Annotated in this window: 15 protein-coding genes; 10 read left to right on the top strand and 5 right to left on the bottom strand. The window is 70.3% G+C overall.

Annotated elements, in window-relative coordinates:
- Window positions 1-20 precede the first annotated feature (20 nt).
- The 4 genes from ACIO52_RS17115 to ACIO52_RS17100 all read right to left on the bottom strand — a co-directional run bounded on the left by ACIO52_RS17115 (window position 21) and on the right by ACIO52_RS17100 (window position 2,750).
- Window positions 21-248, bottom strand: coding sequence for a hypothetical protein (locus tag ACIO52_RS17115; protein WP_218717366.1), 228 nt, complete (start codon window positions 246-248; stop codon window positions 21-23).
- A gap of 201 nt (window positions 249-449) precedes the next feature.
- Window positions 450-992 (bottom strand): DinB family protein, encoded by a 543-nt coding sequence (locus tag ACIO52_RS17110; RefSeq protein WP_342801040.1) that lies wholly within the window; start codon window positions 990-992, stop codon window positions 450-452.
- Window positions 993-1,034: 42 nt separating this feature from the next.
- A complete protein-coding gene (gene hemW, locus ACIO52_RS17105; RefSeq protein WP_402645144.1) occupies window positions 1,035-2,222 on the bottom strand; it encodes a radical SAM family heme chaperone HemW in 1,188 nt (395 codons plus the stop codon).
- Between the two features lie 99 nt (window positions 2,223-2,321).
- Window positions 2,322-2,750: an SgcJ/EcaC family oxidoreductase gene (locus ACIO52_RS17100; protein WP_218717369.1), complete on the bottom strand. Its 429-nt coding sequence runs from the start codon at window positions 2,748-2,750 to the stop codon at window positions 2,322-2,324.
- A gap of 434 nt (window positions 2,751-3,184) precedes the next feature.
- Here ACIO52_RS17100 and ACIO52_RS17095 point away from each other — a divergent pair, with 434 nt between their 5' ends.
- From ACIO52_RS17095 to ACIO52_RS17060, 8 genes are all read left to right on the top strand, one after another.
- A complete protein-coding gene (locus tag ACIO52_RS17095; protein ID WP_316573904.1) occupies window positions 3,185-4,975 on the top strand; it encodes a nitrite/sulfite reductase in 1,791 nt (596 codons plus the stop codon).
- Between the two features lie 20 nt (window positions 4,976-4,995).
- Window positions 4,996-5,715, top strand: coding sequence for a phosphoadenylyl-sulfate reductase (locus ACIO52_RS17090; protein WP_402644819.1), 720 nt, complete (start codon window positions 4,996-4,998; stop codon window positions 5,713-5,715).
- A 72-nt stretch (window positions 5,716-5,787) separates the two neighbouring features.
- Window positions 5,788-6,747: a sulfate adenylyltransferase subunit CysD gene (gene cysD / locus ACIO52_RS17085; protein WP_255587402.1), complete on the top strand. Its 960-nt coding sequence runs from the start codon at window positions 5,788-5,790 to the stop codon at window positions 6,745-6,747.
- 82 nt (window positions 6,748-6,829) lie between these two features.
- Window positions 6,830-8,125, top strand: a complete 1,296-nt coding sequence (locus ACIO52_RS17080) for a sulfate adenylyltransferase subunit 1 (protein ID WP_218717371.1) — start codon at window positions 6,830-6,832, stop codon at window positions 8,123-8,125.
- Window positions 8,125-8,910 carry a sirohydrochlorin chelatase gene (locus tag ACIO52_RS17075; RefSeq protein ID WP_402644816.1) on the top strand — a complete coding sequence of 262 codons (786 nt, stop codon included), beginning with the start codon at window positions 8,125-8,127 and terminating at the stop codon, window positions 8,908-8,910. The genes ACIO52_RS17080 and ACIO52_RS17075 overlap by 1 nt, the downstream gene beginning before the upstream one ends.
- An 874-nt stretch (window positions 8,911-9,784) precedes the next feature.
- Window positions 9,785-10,627, top strand: coding sequence for a pentapeptide repeat-containing protein (locus ACIO52_RS17070; RefSeq protein ID WP_402645142.1), 843 nt, complete (start codon window positions 9,785-9,787; stop codon window positions 10,625-10,627).
- Between the two features lie 127 nt (window positions 10,628-10,754).
- The gene (locus tag ACIO52_RS17065; RefSeq protein ID WP_255587403.1) at window positions 10,755-11,324 is read left to right on the top strand and encodes a hypothetical protein; all 570 of its coding nucleotides are present in this window, start codon (window positions 10,755-10,757) and stop codon (window positions 11,322-11,324) included.
- A 112-nt stretch (window positions 11,325-11,436) separates the two neighbouring features.
- Entirely contained in the window at window positions 11,437-12,411 is a 975-nt protein-coding gene (locus tag ACIO52_RS17060) for a hypothetical protein (RefSeq protein ID WP_402644814.1), read from the top strand.
- Between the two features lie 65 nt (window positions 12,412-12,476).
- On the opposite strand, the gene ACIO52_RS17055 is transcribed toward ACIO52_RS17060, so the two are convergent.
- Window positions 12,477-13,085: a TetR/AcrR family transcriptional regulator gene (locus tag ACIO52_RS17055; RefSeq protein WP_316573900.1), complete on the bottom strand. Its 609-nt coding sequence runs from the start codon at window positions 13,083-13,085 to the stop codon at window positions 12,477-12,479.
- A gap of 104 nt (window positions 13,086-13,189) precedes the next feature.
- On the opposite strand from ACIO52_RS17055, the gene ACIO52_RS17050 reads away from it, so the two are divergent.
- Window positions 13,190-14,608 carry an MFS transporter gene (locus ACIO52_RS17050; RefSeq protein WP_218717377.1) on the top strand — a complete coding sequence of 473 codons (1,419 nt, stop codon included), beginning with the start codon at window positions 13,190-13,192 and terminating at the stop codon, window positions 14,606-14,608.
- Window positions 14,609-14,618: 10 nt separating this feature from the next.
- Window positions 14,619-15,308 (top strand): SGNH/GDSL hydrolase family protein, encoded by a 690-nt coding sequence (locus ACIO52_RS17045; RefSeq protein ID WP_402644810.1) that lies wholly within the window; start codon window positions 14,619-14,621, stop codon window positions 15,306-15,308.
- The last annotated feature ends 25 nt before the right edge of the window (window positions 15,309-15,333 follow it).

Raw genomic sequence — 15,333 nt, 5'->3', positions numbered from 1 at the left:
GGGGGGCGGTCCGATCCGATTCAGCTCCGGGCGGCGGCGGTGGAAGCCGCGCCCACCTGCTTGCCCGCGAGGGCATCCAGGCCGAGCATCGCCAGCAGCGATACGCAATCTTCCGCGTCGTTGGAATGCGACGCGACCGTGCGGGCGGCGACCGCGCACTGCCGCGCGTTCTCCGCCTTCTCCGCAGAGCGCGCCTCAGCGAATTCGCTCTGCTCGTGGACGAGGGTGATGTGCCGTTCGGTGGACATATAGCTCCCTAGGATCGAGTCGAAGCCTACGCCCCCAATCGTTATCTTCGGCCCCGAACCCACCGAACCTCGCGCTTGCGGACCCCGGTGCGCGGACCCTCCGGTGAGGTGTGCATCACGTCCGCTCATCACGCTGACCGGGCGATCCTCGATGGCGTCCGCGCCACCCGAAAGCCCCGGAATTCCGGTCACGAATCGGTGTCAAGCGACCTGTGTCCGGGCCGCCCGCAGCAGTCGCAGCTGACCGATCTCGGCCACGTTCTTCATCAGTTCCGCATCGACCCAGGAGACCAGATGAGCGTTCGTCAGCCCGGCATCGGCCGGCCACGGGTAGGCCGAGGGCGCGTCCAGGTCGGTGTCGTCGAGCGCGTCGAGGATCGCGATCCAGTCCGTGCGCAGCCGACGCAGCCAGGCGATCGTCGGCGCTCCCGGTCCGGGCCACCCGATGTCGGTCCGCTGCCGCGGTGGTCGGCCGGCCAGATGGTCGGTGGCCACGCTCCACCACCAACCGATGTGCCAGCTCAGCCACGCGATCGTCGGGACCGGGATCGGGTCGGGTTCGGTGTCGGCCCAGTCCGCGACCCATCCGCCGGTGTCGTCCGGCCGCAGCGTCCAGCACAGTTCGGCCGGCTCCCAGCGGAAGTCCGCCGCCGACAGCCGGTCGAGATGGAACTCGAGCAGCGACCAGGTCAGGTCGAACTGCCAGCGCACCAGCTCATTCCGCGAGGAAGACACGCCGCGCATCGTGTCACGGCGACGGCGGGACCGACACCGAATTTTGGCGGCTCAGTCGAGCAGGTCGCGGACCACGCCGTCGGCGAGCAGACGGCCGCGGTCGGTGAGGACGAGGTGCTCGCCGGTGATCTCGGCGAGGCCGTCGGCGAGGATACGGTCCAGCGCGGTCCGGGCCGTGGGCGCGAGAGTGGCCAGCGACAGGCCGGTCCGGAGGCGGACGGTGAGCATGAGGTGTTCGGTGTAGCGCTCGTCCTCGGTGAGCGCTTCCCAGCCCGCGGCGGGCAGGCCGCCGAGCGCGACGCGGTCGGCGTAGCGGGCAGGGTGCTTGATGTTCCACCAGCGGACGCCGCCCACATGGCTGTGCGCGCCGGGGCCGGCGCCGAGCCAGTCGCCGCCGTCCCAGTAGCCGAGGTTGTGCTGGCAGCGGGCGTCGTCGTCGGCGGCCCAGTTGGAGACCTCGTACCAGGACAGGCCCGCGTCGGCGAGGCGGGCGTCGATGCGTTCGTACCGGGTGGCCAGCACGTCCTCGTCGGGGGCGGGCAGTTCGCCGCGACGGACCTTGCGCGCCAAGGCGGTGCCGTCCTCGACGATCAGGGAGTAGGCGGAGACGTGGTCGACCCCGGCGGCCAGCACGGCGTCGAGGCTCGCGTCCAGATCAGCGTCGGTCTCGCCGGGCGTGCCGTAGATGAGGTCGAGGTTGACGTGGTCGAACCCGGCAGCCCTGGCTTCCTTCGCCGCCGCGACCGCGCGGCCGGGGGTGTGGGTGCGGTCCAGGATCTTCAGCACGTGCTGGGCGGCGGACTGCATTCCCAGCGACACCCGGGTGTAGCCGGCGGCCCGGATGCGCTCGAAGAACTCCGGCGAGGTGGACTCCGGGTTGGATTCGGTGGTCACCTCGGCGTCAGCGGCCAGGGTGAAGTTCGCGCGCACCGCGTCCAGGACCGCGGCCAGTCCGTCGCCGCCGAGCAGCGAGGGGGTGCCACCACCGACGAAGATCGTCGACACCGGCGGCGTCGCGCTCGGCAGCGCGGCGAACTCGGTCGCCGCGGTCGCGAGCTCACCGCGCAGCGCCTCGAGCCACGACTGCGGCGACGCGGAGGTGCCCAGCTCCCCCGCGGTGTAGGTGTTGAAGTCGCAGTAACCGCAGCGCGTCGCACAGAACGGCACGTGCACGTAGACCCCGAACGCGCCGCCCCCGAAATCGCGCAGCACCGGCCGATCGGCGTCGGCCGGTGTCACGCCGGGAGCCCCGGAAGCAGCGCTGATAGTCACCCCTCCAGTCTGCCGGGCTCCCCTCGGACCCGGCACGCAGGGCCCGCCCCCGGCACCGGTCGACGATCAGTCGGCCACCACGGGGGTGTTCTGGTTGGCGGTGAGCACCCAGGCACCGTCCTCCTTGGTCATGACGTACAGCGGCGTGCCCTGCCCCGACAACTCCCCGTCGAGGGTGAAGTAGCGCTGCCGGATCTTGACGGCGGCGACGTCGGGCCGCAGGAACAGCACATGCTCGATCTCGTAGGTGGCCTTGCCGTGGGTGGTGGCGCCGGGCAGCACCTGGGCGGTGAACTCGGCGATGGCGGGCCTGCCGTACAGCCGCTTGCCGTGGCCGGTGGTCCAGATCGCGTCCGCCCGGAAGACGGCGGTGAACTCGTCGATCAGTTCGTTGGCCTGCGCGTGGGCGATGGACTCGACGACGGCGGTGACGGCCGCGAGTTCGGCCTCCAGATCGACGGGGGTTTGCCCCGTCACGGTGGCATCGTTGCTCATGCGACCACTCTGCAACCTCAACGAGACTCCAGGTCAACGCGCTGTGCCGCACCGCACATCCAGGGTGCACGACGAATCACGGGTCGCTTCCGGCGGGTGAACTATGACCCCCGTCACAGAACGGGACGACCGTCCAGGGAATTTCCCTCAAAAGTGCGGGAAATATCTCCTTGCGGTCGGAACGACCCGGCTGACATGGCACAATAGGCCCATGCACGCAACTGGAGTACGACTCGTGGCCCGGCGCCACGTCGACTTCCAGCGCGTCTGCAGCGCCTGTTGTCGGCCCGGTTTCCCCCGGTAGCGCAGCGGCGTCCACGCCCGGGTATCCCCCGGTGCCATCGACTTTCATCGGCCCGCTGACCACCTGACGCGAGCCAGCCCCTCGCGCCTTCAGCACGGATGTACCACCCACCCCGCAGGAGCGACCCCACATGACGTCGAGCACCGACGCCGCTTCGACCGAACAGTCGTCGCCGGCCCGCCCCGAGCGCCCGGCGGCCGAACGCCGCGTCCGGCCCGATCGGCCGCGCAGCGAAGCCCCCGTCGCGCCGCGCGAGCGCACCGGCAAGCCCGTGCGCCGCCGCTCCGAAGGCCAGTGGGCCCTCGGCTACCGCGAGCCGCTGAACCCGAACGAGCAGTCCAAGAAGGACGACAACCCGCTCAACGTGCGCGCGCGCATCGAGAACATCTACGCCAAGGGCGGCTTCGACTCGATCGACAAGGCCGATCTGCGTGGCCGCTTCCGCTGGTGGGGTCTCTACACCCAGCGCGAAGAGGGCTACGACGGCACCTGGACCGACGACGACAACATCGACATCCTCGAAGCCAAGTACTTCATGATGCGGGTGCGCTGCGATGCCGGCGCGCTCAATGTCGCCCAGCTGCGCACCATCGGCGGCATCTCCACCGAGTTCGGCCGCGACACCGCCGACCTGTCGGACCGCGAGAACGTCCAGTACCACTGGATCGAGGTCGAGAACGTCCCCGAGATCTGGCGACGGCTCGAGTCGGTCGGCCTGCACACCACCGAGGCCTGCGGTGACTGCCCCCGCGTCGTCCTCGGTTCCCCGCTGGCCGGTGAGTCGCTCGACGAGATCATCGACCCGACCTGGGCCATCGACGAGATCGTCGAGCGCTATATCGGGAAGAAGGAGTACTCCAACCTTCCCCGCAAGTTCAAGACGGCGATCTCGGGCCAGCAGGACGTGGTCCACGAGATCAACGACGTCGCCTTCGTCGGCGTGAACCACCCCGAGCACGGCCCCGGCCTCGACCTGTGGGTCGGCGGCGGCCTGTCGACCAACCCGATGCTGGCCAAGCGGGTCGGCGCGTGGGTGCCGCTCGACGAGGTGCCCGACGTGTGGGAGGCCGTGGTCTCGCTGTTCCGCGACTACGGCTACCGCCGCCTGCGCACCAAGGCCCGTCTGAAGTTCCTCATCAAGGACTGGGGCATCGAGAAGTTCCGTCAGGTGCTCGAGGACGAGTACCTCGGGCGCAAGCTGATCGACGGTCCGGCCCCGGAGCAGCCCGCCAAGCCGATCGACCACGTCGGCGTGCAGAAGCTGCGCAACGGACTCAACGCCGTCGGCTTCTCCCCCATCGCCGGTCGGGTCTCGGGCACCATCCTGAGCAAGGTCGCCGACGCCGCCGAGCGGTACGGTTCGGACCGCATCCGCTTCACCCCGTACCAGAAGCTGATCATCCTCGACATCGCCGACGACCAGGTCGACGCGCTGATCGACGAGCTCGAGCCGCTGGGTCTGCAGGCCCGCCCGTCGATCTGGCGGCGCAACCTGCTCGCCTGCTCGGGCATCGAGTTCTGCAAGCTGTCCTTCGTCGAGACCCGCAAGCGCTCGCAGGTGCTCGCGCCGGAACTCGAGCAGCGCCTGGCCGACATCAACGCCGAACTCGACGTGCCGATCACCATCAACATCAACGGCTGCCCGAATTCCTGCGGCCGGTCCCAGATCGCCGACATCGGCTTCAAGGGTCAGCTCGTCGACGACGGCAACGGGAATCAGGTCGAGGGTTTCCAGGTTCACCTGGGTGGCAGCCTCGGCCTGGACTCCGGATTCGGCCGCAAGCTGCGTCAGCACAAGGTGACCAGCGTCGAGCTCGGTGACTACATCGACCGCGTCGTCCGCAACTTCGTCAAGAACCGGGAAGCCGGTGAGCGGTTCGCGGTGTGGGCCGTGCGCGCCGACGAGGCCGACCTCCGCTAGTGGATGAGGGGATCTCAACTGTGACAACGAATCTCGCCGCGAAGCTGTCCGAGGACGAGCTGCGGTCCATCGCCGAGCAAGGCGCGGCCGAGCTCGGTACCGAGGCCTCGGCCGCCGACCTGATCGCCTGGACCGACCGCACATTCGGAAACGGCTACATCGTCGCCTCCAACATGCAGGACGGCGTGCTGGTGCACCTGGCCGCGCAGACCCGGCCCGGTGTCGACGTGCTGTTCCTCGACACCGGCTACCACTTCGCCGAGACCCTCGGCACCCGCGACGCGGTCGAGGCCGTGTACGGCGTGAACGTGATCAACGTGCGCCCCGAACACAGTGTCACCGAACAGGATCAGCTGCTCGGCAAGGATCTGTTCGCCCGCGACGCCGCCGAATGCTGCCGGTTGCGTAAGGTCGTTCCGCTGAAGAAGTCCCTCGCCGGCTACAACGCGTGGGTCACCGGTATCCGCCGCGTCGAGGCGCCGACCCGCGCCAACGCACCGCTGATCTCGTTCGACGACGCCTTCGGACTGGTGAAGATCAACCCGATCGCGCCGTGGTCCGACGACGAGATGCAGGCCTACATCGAGGCCAACGGCATCCTCGTCAATCCCCTGGTGGAGGAGGGTTATCCGTCCATCGGCTGCGCGCCGTGCACGCGTAAGCCCGAGCCGGGGTCCGATCCGCGCAGCGGACGCTGGGCCGGCCTCGCCAAGACCGAATGCGGATTGCACCAGTCATGACCACGTCAGCGCCCGGAGGCGGAAGCCTGCGTCACCGCGAAGGGCGCCGTGGGCATGCAGATAGGACACAGCATGACCATCACCACCACCGGGAGTGAGCCTGTGAGTACCAACACCACCGAACGCGACCTCGGCCTGACCGAGTTCGACACCCTCGCGGCGCTGGAATCCGAGGCGATCCACATCTTCCGTGAGGTCGCGGGCGAATTCGAGCGGCCGGTGATCCTGTTCTCCGGCGGCAAGGACTCGACCGTGCTGCTGCATCTGGCGCTCAAGGCCTTCTGGCCCGCGCCGCTGCCGTTCGCGCTGCTGCACGTCGACACCGGGCACAACCTGGACGAGGTGCTCGAGTTCCGCGACAAGGTGGTGGAGAAGTACGGTCTGCGCCTGCACGTGGCCTCGGTCGAGGAGTACCTGGCCGACGGCCGCCTCACCGAGCGCCCCGACGGCATCCGCAACCCGCTGCAGACCGTCCCGCTGCTCGACGCCATCACCGAGCACCGCTTCGACGCGGTCTTCGGCGGCGGCCGCCGCGACGAGGAGCGCTCGCGCGCCAAGGAGCGGATCTTCTCGCTGCGCAACGCCTTCGGCCAGTGGGACCCGAAGCGCCAGCGTCCCGAGCTGTGGAACCTCTACAACGGCAAGCACGCCCCGGGCGAGCACGTGCGGGTGTTCCCCCTGAGCAACTGGACCGAGCTCGACATCTGGCGCTACATCGCCCGCGAGGACATCGATCTGGCCAGCATCTACTACGCCCACGAGCGCCCGGTGTACCAGCGCGACGGCATGTGGATGACCCCCGGCGTCTGGGGCGGCCCGACCGAGAACGAGGTCCTCGAGACCCGCTCGGTGCGCTACCGCACCGTCGGTGACGGTTCCACCACCGGCGCCATCATCTCCGACGCCGCCGACAACGAGGCCATCCTGGCCGAGGTCGCCGCGTCCCGACTGACCGAACGTGGTGCGACCCGTGGCGACGACCGCGTGTCCGAGGCCGCCATGGAAGACCGCAAGCGAGAGGGTTATTTCTGATGTCCGACCTATTGAGGCTGGCCACCGCCGGTTCTGTCGACGACCATGGGCACAGCCACGCTGGTCGGACGGAGGCGCGACAGTGAGCGACCTACTTCGCCTGGCCACCGCCGGTTCTGTCGACGACGGCAAGTCCACCCTGGTCGGACGGCTGCTCTACGACACCAAGTCCGTGCTGGCCGATCAGATCGACGCCGTCACCCGCGCCTCGGTCGACAAGGGTCTGTCCACCCCGGACCTGTCGCTGCTCGTCGACGGCCTGCGCGCCGAGCGTGAGCAGGGGATCACCATCGACGTGGCGTACCGCTACTTCGCCACGCCCAAGCGGTCTTTCGTGCTGGCCGACACCCCCGGTCACGTGCAGTATACCCGCAACACGGTGTCCGGCGCGTCCACCGCGCAGCTGGTGATCCTGCTGGTCGACGCGCGCAAGGGCGTCATCGAGCAGACCCGTCGCCACGCCGCCGTGCTGGCGCTGCTGGGTGTGCCGAAGCTGGTGCTGGCCGTGAACAAGATCGACCTGGTCGACAATCCGGCCGAGGTGTTCGCCGCGATCTCCGCGGAGTTCAACGCGCTGACCTCGAAGCTGGGCTGGGCCGACGAGGATGTCCTCGAGATCCCGGTGTCGGCGCTGCACGGCGACAATATCGCCAGCCGCTCGGACAACACCCCGTACTACGACGGCCCGTCGCTGATAGAGCACCTGGAATCGGTGCCGGTGGACGCGGATTCGACCGGAACGCACGCCCTGGGCCTGCGCTTCCCGGTGCAGTACGTGATCCGTCCGCGCACCGCCGAGTACCCCGACTACCGTGGCTACGCGGGTCAGATCGCGGCCGGTTCGGTCTCCCCCGGTGACGAGATCGTGGTGCTGCCCTCGGGCAAGCGCACCACCGTCGAGCGCATCGACACCCCCGACGGTGAACTCGCCGTCGCGCAGGTGGGCCGCAGCGTGACGCTGATCCTGGCCGACGAGGTCGACATCTCCCGCGGCGACATCATCGCCTCGGTGGCCGACGCCCCGGAGGCGATCGACACCTTCGACGCGACCGTGTGCTGGCTCGGCGACAAGTCGCTGCGCCCCGGCGCCCGGCTGCTGCTCAAGCACGGCGCCAAGACCACGCAGGCGATCGTCGGCGCGCTCGTGGAGCGCTTCGACGAGCAGACCCTGACGGCCGAGCCGAGCCCGGAGACGCTGGAGCTCAACGATATCGGCCGCGTGTCGCTGCGCCTGGCCGAGCCGATCCCGGCCGATGACTACCGCACCAACCGGCACACCGGGTCGTTCCTGCTGATCGATCCCGCCGGTGGCAACACCCTCGCCGCCGGCCTGGTCGGCGATGTGCTGACCTCGGTCGAGGTCGGTACCGCGGTCTGATGTCGCCCGTGCTCGCCCCGCTGCGTGGTGCCGTTGTGGCCCCGCGCGGCGGGAGCGAGCCCGCGCTGATCCTGGTCGCCCACGGCAGCCGTGACCCGCGTTCGGCGGCGAACGCGGCGGCCGTGCGCGATCTGGTCGCCGCGCAGCGACCGGACCTGACCGTCCGGCTCGCCTTTCTCGATCTCAACGCGCCGTCTGTCGACCAGGTCGTCGACGGGGTGGCCGCGCTGGGGTTCACCCGCGCGATCGTGGTACCGATGCTGCTGGGCAGCGCGTTCCACGCCCGCGTCGACCTGCCCGGCCTGCTCTACACGGCCCGGCGCAGGCATCCCCTGCTCCGGCTGGATCAGGCCGATGTCCTCGGCCCCGACCCCCGCCTGCTCGACGCACTGCGCGACCGGATCATGGCGGCGATCCCCGAAGACACGGCGGGCCGGATCGGGATCGCCGTCGCCGCGGTCGGTTCCACGCGGCCCGGCGCCAACGAACGCACTGCCGACGTGGCCGCGCGGATCGCCCGGCGCACCGGTCTGCTCACCGAGATCTGCTTCGCGACCAGCGAACCCACCGTCCGCGGGGCGACCGATCGGCTGCGTGACCGTGGCGCCGAGCACGTCGTCGTCGCGCCGTGGTTCCTGGCGCCTGGCCTGCTCACCGACCGGTTGCGTACCGCCGCACCGGAATCCACCCACGCCCCGACACTCGGTACCCACCCGTCGCTCGCCGCCGTTGTGTGGGATCGCTACGACGTGACCGTCGGCGCCGAGTGGGAACTGACCGCCTGAACAACCGATCTCAGGGGTGTGATGCTCCCGGTTCGGGTGCCGTCGCGACAGGGACGGGCGGGACTTCGGCGAGCGAATCCGGCAGGGCTACCGAGGCTTGACCCGGAATTTCTCCGGGAACCGACGTCGGGGTGTAGTCGATCGGAACACCGTGGCCGGGATCGACCGGGCTGTCTGGCGTCTCCGGTGGGGCAGGGATCTCGAGCGTCAGAGTCAACGGGGCCGGGGCAGCCGGGAGGCCGGGTCCTGGTGCGGCCGAATCCGGAGCGGTCGGCGAGTAGGTCACGGGGGCACTCGCCGAACTCTCGACGAAACCACTGGATTCGGTCGTGGCGGCGTACCCCGACGAGGGTCCCGGCATCGGTGAGGCCACGGAGGGATCGGCCACGGTCCGGTCCGGCTGCGCCCTGATCGATCCGATCGGCCGCATAGCGGCCCCGGCCCACAGGGTCGCCGGCAGTGCGTCGACCAGCACGGAACCCGGTATCGCGTCGACCCGCTCGCCCGGTAGCGCCCGGCCGGGCACGGCGACCATCGCGCCACCCCGCCCGTCGTCGGCGCGCAACAACCCCAGCGCGACCGAGAACAGCAGAGGCACGGCGACGGCGGCCGCGACGAACGCACCGCGCGACACCGGCCGGCGCACCGGAACCAGCACGGTGCCCGTCGCCGAGCGCCGGGCACCGAGCAGCGCGGCACCCCGGGCGATGGAGGTGCCCGGCTCCCGTTCGCGCACAACCGGACAGCGCAGCGCACCGGCCAGGGTGTGCGCGACGTCGTCCGGGGTTGCCGCGCCCCCGACGAGCAGCACCGCGTCGAGACGTGCGACGGAAATCCCTGCGGTGCGCAGACATTCGTGCACGAGCGGCAGTGAATCCCGGACGAGCTGGGCACGAACCGCGATCGCGCGCCGTGGATCCGAACCCGCACCCAGGTCCATCGCACCCAGTTCCATCGCACCCAGTTCCATCGCACCCGGTTCCGCCGCGCCCAGTTCCATCGCGCCCGGTTCCGCCGCGCCCAGTTCCGCCGCAGCCAGTTCCGTAGCGTCCGGTTCCATCGCACCCAGTTCCCCAGCGCCCGGTTCCATCGCGCCCGCCAGGTCGTGCTCGGCGATCGCGAGCGCCGCGGCGGTCGAGCGACCACCGAAGGCGTAGGACCGGGCGGGGCGGCCGGCGATCCGGTGGCCCCGCCGGTCACGCACGACCACCGTGAGATCGAGCGAGGTCGCACCCAGGTCGTACACCAGCAGCGCCGCGACATCCGTTGCGGCATCGACGTTCTCGTCCGGCCGATCGAGCGCCGCCGCTGCCGCGATCGGCTCGGCCACCAGCGCGACCTCGCCCAGTCGCGCCCGCCCGAGTTCGCGCCGCAGCGCGGTGAGGTGTCGCTCGCGGTAAACCGCCGGGTGTGCCAACACGGTGTGCTCGGCCACCGCACCGTGGGCGGCCATCGTCGCGCCGAGGACCCGGACGACCAGTTCTTCGGCCGGGGGCTCCTGCGGCAGCCCACCGGCGACGGTCAGATCGGCGAAACCGAGAATCCGGCCGTCATGGGAGGTGGTCCGGTCTCGCCGGACCACCGGATCGCCGCCGCCGACCGCCACGCAGACGGTATTGCGCGCACCGAGGGACACTCCCCATCCGACCACCATCGCTCACCAATCTCTCTCGGCCGACAGCGGCCGGGAACGTCTTTACCCGACCCGAAGAAATAGTTTAGCCTCCCCTAATCTCTTGTGGACACACCGGGCGGAGGCATCAATGCCGGAAAACTTGCTGGTCATTCGACCTGATGCGGCGGCAGCGCCGACGGTCTGGGGCACGCTTCACACCCCGGCCCCGATGCCGCGGGGCGGCCGCTGGCCGGCGCCGGAACCCGAGCGGCCGATCGGCCTGCTCGATTCCTGGTGGCTGATCGGCGCCGCGGCACTCGGGTCGACGGCGCTGCTCGGCGGCGTCCTGTGGGTGGCCACCCACGTACACCCGGACCCCGCGCTGCATACCGCCGGGTTGTTCGTCCACCTGGCCGGCTTGACGCTCGGGTTCGGCGGGGTGCTGATCGCCGACTACCTGACCGCACTGTGGCTGACCGGGCGCAGCACCTTGGCCGAGGCGATGGCGGGCGTGTCCCGAATGCACGTGCCGATCTGGTTGGGCCTGGCGACGCTGGTCGTCAGCGGTGGCGTCCTCGAGCCCGATCTCGGTTCGCCTCCGACGCAGATCAAAATGGCGCTGACCGCGATCCTTACCGTCAACGGGTTACAAGCGACGGTGCTGAGCAAGCGCCTGGCCGAGCGGACCACCGGGCCGTTGCCGCCGCGACTGCTGGCCTGGGGCGCCGCGTCCGGTGCGATCTCCCAGATCTGCTGGTGGGGCGCCATCGCCATCGGCTTCTGGAACGCCCAGCACTGACCCGGACGCCCGGACCGGTGTGACCCAGTCCACAGGTCATCACTCTTCACTACATACCCCCTAGGGGTATATGTTCGTAGCAACGCACAGCGAACAGAGAGAGGCGACCACGATGACCACCAACGCCCACGCCGGACACCACACCCACGCCGGACACGCTGACGCCGCGCCCGCCGCGCACCGGAACAACCACGCGGACAACGGCATCGATACCACCGCGCACGCGGCACACCAGGGACACGGCAAGCACGCCGCCGCCGAGCCGGCTCACGCCGGTCACGGCGACGCTCACGCCGGTCACGGCGACGCTCACGCCGGTCACGGCGCGGGCGCGCCGGGCGGACTGCTGGTCACCCAGGACGGATACACCCTGGACCTCGACACCACGATCGCCGCGCCCGGCGGGATCGATTTCCGGTTCCGGATCCTCGGGCCGGACGGAGCGCCGGTCACCGAGTTCGACCCGATCCACGACCGCGAGCTCCATCTGATCGTCGCGCGCCGGGAACTGACCGGGTTCTGGCACGTCCATCCGGTGCGCGAGGACGACGGCACCTGGGTGATCCGCCTCGATCTCCCCGAGGCGGGCGCCTACCGCGTCTTCACCGATATCGCGCCGCGCGCGCTCGGCCGCACGATCACCCTCGGCGCCGATCTCGCGATCGCGGGTCACTATGCGCCACAGCCGGTTCCGGCGGCGAGGCGCACCGCGACGGTCGACGGGTACGAGGTCACCGTCGACGGCGACCTGCGCGCCGAGGGCGACCTGCTCACCCTGACCGTGCGCAAAGATGGTGTGCCGGTCACGGATCTGCAGCCCTACCTGGCCGCCTTCGGCCATCTGGTGATCCTGCGCGCGGGCGACCTCGCCTACGTACACGTGCACCCGAACGGTGAACCGGGCGACGGCGTCACCCCGGCCGGACCCGAGATCACCTTCCACACCGCGGTTCCCGGCCCGGGCACCTACCGCCTGTTCCTCGATTTCCGGCACGGGGAGGTGGTCCGCACCGCGGCGTTCACGCTCACCGCGGGCATCGCGACGCCGCGGCACGACCCGCACGCCGGACACGCACACCACCACTGAGCCGCCGACCGATGGCGTCGTCACCCGAGCCGGGAGACGACGCCATCGGCGTTTACCGGGGCAGGCTAGGACGCGAGCAGGCGCGCGGCGATGGCGCGCGCGGCCTCGACCCGCGCCGAATCCCCGATCTGGCGCGCGATATTGGCCGCGCTCACCACCGCGTCGAGCTCGAACACCAGCTGTTCCGGATCGGCGCCGGCGAAGTCGCCGACTTCCTGCGCTTTGCGGATCTCGACCGCGAGCAACGCCAGCCACTCGTCGTGGTCGGCCACCACGGCATCGCGGACCGGCCCCTCCTTGCTGCTGTACTCCGTCAGCGTGGCGACGCGAAAACAGCCGCCGGGGAATGGCGGATCCTCGATGTGGGCGAACCAGCGGTCGATCAGAGTGCGGATCCGGCCGACGCCGCGTGGTTCGCGCAGGCTCGGCGCGATCACCCGTTCGATGAACACGTCACGGGCGGTCGCCACGGCGGCCAGCTGTAGCGCCTCCTTGGTGCCGAACAGCGTGGCGATGCCGCTCTTGCTGATCCCGAGGTCGGTGGCGAGCATGCCGATGCTGATGCCGTCCAGCCCCTCGATGGAGGCGAGTTCGGCGGCGCGGCGCGCGATGGTCGCCCTGGCACGCGCGCCCTTGGCCAGTCGTTGGTCGCCGGACTCGGACAGCTGCGTCATGAACTCCATTGTTCCACCACCTCTTGCATGGGCGAACGATCGGTCGTACTTTTATTTACGAACGATCGTACGTTCTTATTTCTCCTCCGTGAAGGACCTTCCCCATGACCGACGTTTCTGCTCGGCCCGAAGATTCGCCGACCAGCACGACACCCGACACCGGCGCCGCGGGCCGCACCCTGGCCGTGGCGTCGGGCGCCGCCTTCATCGCCTTCATCGACCTGTCCGTGGTCAATATCGCGTTCCCGACCATCGCCACCTCCTACCCCGGCACCGCGACCAGCACGCTGACCTGGATCGTCAGCGGCTACGCGATCGCCTTCGCCGCGCTCCTGACCCCGGCGGGCCGGCTGGCCGACGTCCTCGGACGGCGCCGGATGTTCGCCCTGGCACTGGCGGGATTCGCCGTCACCTCGCTGCTGTGCGGGCTCGCGCCGAGCGCGGGCTGGCTCATCGCCGGACGCGTCCTGCAGGGCATGACGGCGGCGTTCATGGTGCCCGCCGCGCTCGCGCTGGTGCTGGCGGCCACGCCGCGCGCGAAGATCGGCTCCGCCATCGCCGTCTGGACGGCCGCGGGCGGATTCGCCGCGGTGGTCGGTCCGGCCATCGGCGGCGCGCTCGTCGAGAGCCTGGGCTGGCGTGCGATCTTCCTCGTCAACGTGCCGATCGCGCTCGCGCTGATCGTGCCCGGCCTGCGCCTGCCCAGCACCGACGATGCCCGCCGCGATACCGCCCTGCCCGATCCGCTCGGCACCCTGGCCGTCGCGCTCGGCCTCGGCGCGCTCGTCGCCGCGGTCACCGAGGGCCAGAGCTGGGGCTGGACGGCCCCGGTCACGCTCGCGGCGCTCATCGGTGGCGCCGTACTGGTGACGTTCGCGCTGGCTCGCTCGATGCGGCACCCCGATCCGGCCGTGGCCGTAACACTGTGGCGGAATCGGCAATTCGCGCTCGCCAATGCCGGCTCGCTGCTCTTCGGCGCGACCATGTTCGCCTGGCTGCTGGCCGGACCGATGTTCCTGGACGCGCTCTGGGGCTACTCGGTGCTCGAATCGGCCGCGGCGCTGACCGTCGGCGCGGCGGCGTCGATGGTGACCTCGGTGATCGTCGGCCGGATCACCGCACCGCGGGGCCAGCGCTGGGCCGGCGTGGTCGGCGCGCTGATGTACGCCGCCTCGCTGGCCTGGATGAGCACCGACGCGTTCGGCCCCGATCCCGCGCTGTGGTCGGCATGGGTACCCGCCGGACTGCTCGGCGGCGGCGGCATCGGCATCGTGGTCACGGTGCTCGGCACCGCGGCCGCGAGTTCGGTGCCCCCGCAACAGTTCGCGGCCGGGATCGGCATGAACGTGACCGCCCGGCAGGTGGGCGGCGCGCTCGGCGTGGCGGTGCTGGCCGCCGTCTTCACCGCGGTGCCCGACGACGCGGTGCGCGCCTTCCACACGGTATTCGCCGTCGGCGCGGTGATCGGGCTCGCGGTCGCACTGCTGCTCCTCGTCCCGTCGCAGGCCCGTACTACCCGTTAGGAGTCGCGAGATGTCTTTCACCACACCGTTGTCCGAGCAGTACACCGAGGCCGACGATCCGCTGTTGTTGCGCCCGGACGACGCGGTCGAGTTGCTGCGTGCGGCCCCCTGGCAGCGCTTCGCCGTGCTGGGCGACTCGATCGCCGCGGGTACCGGCGATCCCAGCCCCGGCTACGCGGCCCGAGGCTGGGCCGACCGGGTCGCCGCCACCCTGGCGACGGTGAATCCCGCACTGGTGTACCGCAATACGGGACGGATCGGCGCGACCAGCACCCAGGTCCGGCAGCATCAGTTGCCCGAGATCCTGGAATTCGCACCGGATCTCGTGCACATCAGCTGCGGGGGCAACGACCTGTTCGAGGCGGGCGGCGACCCGGAGCGGCTGCGGAACAACCTCTCGGCGATGTTCGCCGCGCTGGCCGCGACGGGAGCGCAGCTGTCGGTGTTCACGGTGGCCGATGTGTGGGCGATCGAGCGGATGGCGCCGATGCGTCCGATGCGTCCGCGCATGGCCGAGATGAACGAGGTGGTGCGGGCGGTGGCCGCCGACTTCGACGCCGTGCTGACCGAGTTCTGGGAGCACCCGGTGCGGACGCGGCGGAGTCTGATGAGCGCCGATCTCATCCATTTCACGACGAGCGGTCACGCGGTCGTGGCGACCGAGGTGGTGCGGGCACTGGCCGCGCGGCTCGAGCGCTAGACCGTCCGTGGTGTCGGCGGCGCGT

This window comes from Nocardia sp. NPDC087230, from assembly GCF_044744725.1.
Taxonomy (GTDB): domain Bacteria; phylum Actinomycetota; class Actinomycetes; order Mycobacteriales; family Mycobacteriaceae; genus Nocardia; species Nocardia canadensis.
This window is presented reverse-complemented; position numbering and strand designations above follow the sequence as displayed.